At 64.7% G+C, this 6,507-nt stretch carries 7 protein-coding genes; 2 read left to right on the top strand and 5 right to left on the bottom strand.

Annotation, left to right across the window (positions count from 1 at the left end; all coding sequences use genetic code 11):
- Positions 1 to 213 precede the first annotated feature (213 nt).
- Positions 214 to 618 carry a DUF1330 domain-containing protein gene (locus ABZW16_RS42570; protein WP_354961850.1) on the bottom strand — a complete coding sequence of 135 codons (405 nt, stop codon included), beginning with the start codon at positions 616 to 618 and terminating at the stop codon, positions 214 to 216.
- 147 nt (positions 619 to 765) lie between these two features.
- Positions 766 to 2,052 carry a helix-turn-helix domain-containing protein gene (locus ABZW16_RS42575; protein ID WP_354961851.1) on the bottom strand — a complete coding sequence of 429 codons (1,287 nt, stop codon included), beginning with the start codon at positions 2,050 to 2,052 and terminating at the stop codon, positions 766 to 768.
- 96 nt (positions 2,053 to 2,148) lie between these two features.
- Between ABZW16_RS42575 and ABZW16_RS42580 the strand changes: the two genes are divergently transcribed.
- A complete protein-coding gene (locus ABZW16_RS42580; protein WP_354961852.1) occupies positions 2,149 to 2,988 on the top strand; it encodes an SDR family NAD(P)-dependent oxidoreductase in 840 nt (279 codons plus the stop codon).
- Between the two features lie 13 nt (positions 2,989 to 3,001).
- Here the strand turns inward: ABZW16_RS42580 and ABZW16_RS42585 are convergent, their stop codons facing one another.
- A complete protein-coding gene (locus tag ABZW16_RS42585; RefSeq protein ID WP_354961856.1) occupies positions 3,002 to 3,358 on the bottom strand; it encodes a hypothetical protein in 357 nt (118 codons plus the stop codon).
- Here ABZW16_RS42585 and ABZW16_RS42590 point away from each other — a divergent pair.
- A complete protein-coding gene (locus tag ABZW16_RS42590; protein WP_354961855.1) occupies positions 3,257 to 3,781 on the top strand; it encodes a hypothetical protein in 525 nt (174 codons plus the stop codon). The genes ABZW16_RS42585 and ABZW16_RS42590 overlap by 102 nt on opposite strands.
- Here ABZW16_RS42590 and ABZW16_RS42595 read toward each other — a convergent pair.
- Entirely contained in the window at positions 3,720 to 4,889 is a 1,170-nt protein-coding gene (locus tag ABZW16_RS42595) for a cytochrome P450 (protein WP_354961853.1), read from the bottom strand. The two genes, ABZW16_RS42590 and ABZW16_RS42595, sit on opposite strands and share 62 nt — an antisense overlap.
- Positions 4,890 to 5,133: 244 nt before the next feature.
- Complete coding sequence (locus tag ABZW16_RS42600; protein WP_354961854.1) at positions 5,134 to 5,718, bottom strand: GNAT family N-acetyltransferase; 585 nt, start codon at positions 5,716 to 5,718, stop codon at positions 5,134 to 5,136.
- Positions 5,719 to 6,507 lie beyond the last annotated feature (789 nt).

Consider the following 6,507-nt stretch of genomic DNA (forward strand, 5'->3'; position numbering starts at 1 on the left):
TATACCTATTATAAGTAATCAAACTTTGTTTGATTACTTATATAATGATTGCTACTTTGCTAACATAAGTGTATTTTTCTATAATAATTCAATTACCGGGGTTGCCGTGTACGAACACCACGGCCTCGGTGGGCGAGGCGTCGCGCGGACCACCCACCAGCACGGGCGATCTGACATCGCCCACGACGACCTGACGATTCTCGAACCCGGTGCTCACGACAGGTCGACCGGCCACGGGTCGGTGGCCACCAGCGCCGAGGTGGTCAGTGCGGCAGTGCGGTGCTGGCTGACCTCCTGGTAGCCCGGGTCCATGACCATGTCCAAGAACGCAGACCGCGAGGGGTACTGCACCAGCAGGATCGTGTCCCACCAAGCGTCTCCCTCGTGGCCGATGACCACGCTGCCGGCGTTGCCGAAGTAAACGATCGAGGCACCAACGCGCTCCAGATGCGGCTGCACGTCACGGGCGTAGCACAGGTAGCTGTCGCGGCCCCCCTCGTCGTTGAACTTCAGCAGGTTCAGCATGATCACCGGGCCACTGGCCTGCTGGGCCGCCTGGACCAGGGCGCCGACCTGGTGCTCGGTGGGCTCGATATACACGGATGACTCAACGGTCACGGCATCCTCCTGGGCGATCGTCGGTGGGCCATGTGGCCCTGTGATGCAGGACACTACGAACCGCAGACATGTGCCGTCTCGGTCAGCCGCGACAGATTTCGGTCGCCTCACTGTGCTGCCGCGACAGCCGGCAACTCACAGGTGAGGTCAGCTGGAGGGGAGCCCGCGCAGGGCAGGCAGCATGGCCAGCGCCACGCGGAGATCGAGATCGCCGCCCCCGATCGCGTGACCGAGGATGCTCTCGGCCTGCCGGACTCGGTAGGCGACCGTGTTCGCGTGGATGTGCAGCCGCGCGGCGGCACGGTTACGACTGTGGTTCTCCTCGAGATAGACCGCCAGCGTCTCGGCTACCCGATAGGTCGCCTCGTCGTCGGCGGCCAGGCCACCCAGCACACCTACGACGTGCGCCCTGGCCTGCTCAGGATCCACCGTGGCCATCGCGACCACCGCGACCTCGTCGTACCGGGTCACCGAGCCGGTCGCGGCACCGATCAGGGTCGCCACGCGCCGGGCATGGCCGGCCTGCGTCTGGCTGGCCCGGAAGCCCGTCAGCCCACGGCCCGGGGTGCCCACCGCCAGCAGCGGGGCGAACTCGTGCGTGATCGCCTCAACCGCGATGGCGATCTTGCCGAGGTCGCCGTCGCCGAACGCGCGAGCCCGACTGATCCAGGCGACGCTGCTCTTCGCACCGCGCGGACATACCAGCACGGCATCGGCACCGACCACCTGGCCCAGCTGTTGCAGCAGCCGGTTGAGCGCCGGCTGCGGATCCGAACCTTCCGGTGCCGACTCCACCCAGGCGACCACGCCAACGTGATGGCGCCCCAGCTCGTAGCCGAGCCGCGTCGAGGCCCGTCGCGCGTCACACTCTCGACCGGACAGTATCGCCTCGACCGCCTCGACCCGGGCCGCCATCGCGCTACGCATCCACTCGTCGCGCTCGGTCTCGTACAGCTGCTCAGCCAGGCTCGATGAGGTATCGACGAAAGCGAACAACCAGGCCGAGAGCAGATCTGCAGCCCTGGCCAGCACGATGGGCTCCGGGGTCCGCTCGGAGATCCGCGCCAGCAGCCACTGCCACACGACCTGGTGGCCCAGCCGGTACGAGCGCAGCATCGGGGTCAGCGCCACCAGCCGGTGCACCCCTGTTGTCGCCACCGCGACCGTGGCCGCTGGCAGGATCACCGCTCGCGGGTCACCGCCGCGCTCGAGCTGCGCCGAGATCGCCCGGAGGGACGCCTCCGCCGAAGCGACCTGCTGGTCGTAAGCCTCGGCGTCGGAGATGAACTCCGGTAACTCCGCACGCATCAGGTCGGCCACCCGGACGGCAAGGTCGGCGGCATGGGCACCGAGGTCGGCGGCGACTCCGGCGACCACGGCGCCCCAGATGCGCTTCGACTCCGGTTCCTGTAACGGTGGCCAACCCGACTCCATGCAGCGCACCTTACTGTCGCGGGACGACAACTGCCCAGGCAAATGCTGGCGTTGTCGCACGAGCGGGTCGGCGTCGCCCACACCTACGGTTCCGTCATGCTTCCTACGAACCACCTCGAGACCAAGGACCTCAGCGGCCGTGCTGTGGTCATCACCGGAGCGGGCAGCGGTATCGGCCGCGAGCTCGCACTGCTGTGCGCGCGCAGGGGCGCCTCGCTCGCCCTGTGCGACATCAACCTCGCAGCCGTCGAGGTGACCGCGGAGCAGGCCCGACAGTTGGGCCGCGACGTCCTGACCGCGAAGGTCGATGTCTCCTCCGTCGACGAGATGGAGGCCTTCGCGGATTCGGTACGGGAGCGGTTCGGCGCCCCCGACCTTCTGGTGAACAACGCTGGCGTGGGAGTTTTCGGCGGCTTCCTGGACACCACCATCAAGGACTGGGAGTGGCTCGTCTCGATCAACCTGATGGGTGTCGTGCACGGCTGCACCGCATTCGTGCCGGACATGGTCAAGCGGGGTCAGGGCCACGTCGTCAACGTCGCCTCGGCCGCAGGTCTGCTGGCCAACCCCAGCCTGACGGCATACAGCGCGACCAAGTTCGCGGTGCGCGGGTTCTCCGAGGCGCTGCGCAGTGAGCTCAAGCCTCTCGGCATCGGAGTCACTGCGATCTGCCCCGGCGTCATCAACACCCCCATCACCGCCAACTCCCCGATCCGGGGTGACGGTGGAGACGAGGTGCGCAAGAAGCTCGGCGACCTCTACGCCAAACGTGGGTACACACCCGAACGCGTGGCGGTCAACATCCTCAAGGCCGTCGACCGCAACACCGGCGTCGCCCCCATCGCCGCAGAAGCCCACCTGATGTACGCACTGGCTCGGTTCACGCCTCGCATCGCGGCAGCAGTCTCGGCCAAGCTTGCCGCGGTCGCCAAATAGCCCGACAGCGAACTCACCGATGTCGCCCGCCGATGCGCTGTGCTGCTATGGCCGGTCTGGCGGGCATCGGAGGTTCGCCTGACAAGAATCGTGTTACCTGCCGCAAATTGCCTGTGGCAGTAGCTATTTCGGTGTAGCTTGCGCGACTCTGGTGTGTGAGCTGGACCAGGACGAGCTGATCGACCGGTGGACGCTTGTCGGGGATGAGCCCGAGCTGATCGTTGGCAAGCGCGGTGCGAACGGTGTGATCGAGCGGTTCTTCGGCACCTTGAAATACGAGCACCTGTTCCGTGGCGTGATCGCCGACGGCGATGCCCTGGACATGGAGGTTCACCGCTTCCGGGTCATCTACAACACGATCAGGCCACACCAGGCCATCGACGACCAGGTAGCCAGCTCAGCCTTCACGGCTGCGAGCAGCGGAAAACCGCTCGATACGCGGTGTCGGTTTTGGCGTTGGGCCACACCTCGCCCTCGACGTAGTCGACGATCTTGTCCCACCACGATGGTGTCCCCGAATCCCTGCCATACAGGTTGGGGATGTCGGGACGTTTCATCCACTCCAAAGACCCCGGTGGAAACGCGATGTCATCGGGGCGCCACCGATGACCGAGAGCTGGTTGGCGTTGGTCGAGCCATCCAGCCGGTAGCAGAATCATCCGTATTGAGCGGGGTCCCATACGCGTGTCGGCTTGTTGGTGATGATGAACCGCAATGCCTTGATCATGATGTCACCTCCTTCCTGGGGCTCGGTCGGGCGCGGACAGGGCTTGTGGGGTACGCCGCAGGGTGAACGGCCTGGGGGTCGCGGCATTGGTCACGATCGGGCGGGTATCACCGCCGCCGATGACGCGCAGAGCGGTGTTCTCGATGAGGGCGGTGGCTGCATCGGTGACCAGATCGTGGGCGACCGCGGCGCCGGCGCAGGTGAAGGGGCCGGAACTGAAGGGCACAAATGGGCCGTGTTCGCTCGGTCGAATCCAGCGGTCGGGTTGGAATGCCCCTGGTCTGGTCCAGTGTTTGTTGTCGTGATGGAGCAGATAGGGGCTGACGGACAGCAGGTCGCCGGTCTGGAAGGCGATCCCCCCGAACTCGGCGGGATAGGGGACGGGACGGCTGACCATCCAGGAGACCGGCCGGTGCCGCAGGGCCTCACGTACCACCCAGTCGACGGGCCAAGGCCATGGTGAGCTGGGAGAGTGGAGACTGCCCAGCAGCACCGACCACGCGAGCGAGTAGCCCAGCGGTCCCACAATGGACCGGAACATCAGCACATACAGCTGCGCCACCGTTGTATCGGCGACGCCGTCGGGACAGGCACCGATCACGGCATCGAGCAGATCCCGTGGCTCGGCTTCCGCAGTGCGGCCGGTGGCGCTGCGCCGGTCCCGGATCTGCTCGTTCAGCGCGGTGGACAGCTTGGCGCGCAGCAGCTGCGCCCGCGCTCGCTGCGCCATTCGGGCCGGGCGAAGCGCGCCCACGCGTGCATTTCGCTCCAGTAACTGCCGCAACTCGGGAGAACCATCGGGGTGCAGCAACAAGTCCGCGGTGCACCGATACACCAGCTCGACCCCCGCTGCGGGCCAGCGGGTGACAGAGGGCATTTCGATCACCGCCGCCGCCAGGGACTCGCGATACTCGGGCGTATGCGTCCGCAGAATTGCGCGCACCGCACGGCCGAAATCGACCTGAGCAGACCGCGAAGGCAGCATAGAACCGAAGAACCCGGACTTCCCCGCATTGAAAGCGCGGTCACTCAACACCTTCAGCGCCAGACCCGTATCGCCGACACACCACCCGCCCCACGGCAGCCCGAACACCTCTACCGGGCTGGTCCGGCGCAGATTCTCGAGGAAACCCAACGGATCACGCCGGAACCGGCGCATCTCTGCAAGACCCATCGGACGGTCCTCTCATAGAGAGGGTGAGCGATTCATCAGATGTTTTCGAGCGGATTTATCCACTGGCTGTGGGTACAAACGCAGATCAAGCATAGTCTCGACTAATTTTAACTAATTTTACAAGCGAGGCCGTGGAGGTCGACCACGAGGCGAGTACCCCGGCACCGCCGGGGCCTATCGAACACTGTGCCAGCAGTGATATCGGTTCACGATCACCCGCGACCGCCGGCAACCGGATTGAGGTCTAACCGGTGCAAACCCGATCCGCCTCGGCGAGGGTTCCCGTTGCCAGGCGCGCATACATGAACATGTCGCGGCGTCGATTGCCGACCTTCTGCCACGATCTGAGGAGCCCTTCGCATTCGAAACCGGCTCTCTCCGCAGTGCGGATCGAAGCGCGGTTCCAAGGTTCCACATAGAGCTGGAGCCGTGGGATATGCAGCTCTTCCAGCGCCCAGGTAGCCATTGCCGCCAGAGCATGCGCGGCGACGCCATGGCCGCGGGCAGAGCGGACCACCCAGTAGCCGAGCGATGCGCGGCCTTCGTCGATGTCCTTCAACCACAGGCCGATACTTCCCAGTGGTGTGTTGTCCCGTCGCCGGACGATCACCATCGGGTATCCGGTTCGATCGGTCGCTAGTTGCCACTGGCGTTCGACAAACCGCGTTGCGGCCTCGTGCGAGAAGGTCGCCGGCACCGTGGTTATAGGAATCAGGTCGTCGGCAGAGGCTTCCCTAACAAGCTCGAGGTCTGCCGCAGACAACGACCACGGGCGGAGTTCCAAGTCTGCGGTGGCTCTCAGATGCGGTATTTGCAGAGCATCGTCCATGGTCAGCCTCCCCACAATATGCACAGGATATCGGCCCGGTGGCATCATTACTACTTCCATTTCCGAGTACCGCAGGCACATGCCGACCTCCGCAATTCGATCGCCTCCAGCAGGCATCGGCCGGTTCACCGCGCGACAGAGGACGGAGCCGAGCCAGAAAGCTGGGCAGGTCGGCGACTACCCGTCCCGAAGGTAGTACCGAACTCCTCGAGCTGAAAGGCGCTACTTCGATCCGGGCGAGGAATAGAACCAACGAAAAGCTCTTGACCTGCAAAAACTCTCGCTCACGTAGTGAACGAAAGATCTACTAAGAACCACAAACGCGCAGGTCAGAGCGCAAGATCGGGCCGTTGGCTGATCACTGGGTCTCGGGCCCGAGCGCCCAGGTCCTCGAACCGCCGCCGAACCACCGCCTGGTCCGCGAACGTCCGCACATGTCGCATACCGCGCTGATCGAACCGGTCGGAGCGGGGCAGGCGACCTGCAGGTGGCTGTATCGATTCGAGGCCGACCGAACGCACCGCGCCATGACGATGACCGTGCAACGGCCCTTGCTCGGAGACCGACTCGGCTACTCTGCGGATTTTTAGGTGCTCGATTGTGTAATGAGCCATCACCCAGGCGTTTCGAGGTCGTCGGCAGTCGTCTCGTCGAGACAACCACGTCCGGGATCCTGGTCGCCGGCTGGCCTGCGACCTGTGGGCTCGGGCTGAAACCTGGGATCGGTAGGTGGCGCGCTCGGCATCGATCAATATTGAGAATGCCATCATAATGCGGATACATTGTAAT

Source organism: Nocardia sp. NPDC004604 (genome assembly GCF_040609795.1).
In the GTDB taxonomy this organism is placed as follows: Bacteria; Actinomycetota; Actinomycetes; order Mycobacteriales; family Mycobacteriaceae; genus Nocardia.

Bases quoted from the DNA above. Each gene is read 5' to 3' on its own strand.
- ABZW16_RS42575 (WP_354961851.1), bottom strand. From the start codon at position 2,052: ATGGAGTCGGGTTGGCCACCGTTACAGGAACCGGAGTCGAAGCGCATC.
- ABZW16_RS42595 (WP_354961853.1), bottom strand. From the start codon at position 4,889: ATGGGTCTTGCAGAGATGCGCCGGTTCCGGCGTGATCCGTTGGGTTTC.
- ABZW16_RS42580 (WP_354961852.1), top strand. From the start codon at position 2,149: ATGCTTCCTACGAACCACCTCGAGACCAAGGACCTCAGCGGCCGTGCT.
- ABZW16_RS42600 (WP_354961854.1), bottom strand. From the start codon at position 5,718: ATGGACGATGCTCTGCAAATACCGCATCTGAGAGCCACCGCAGACTTG.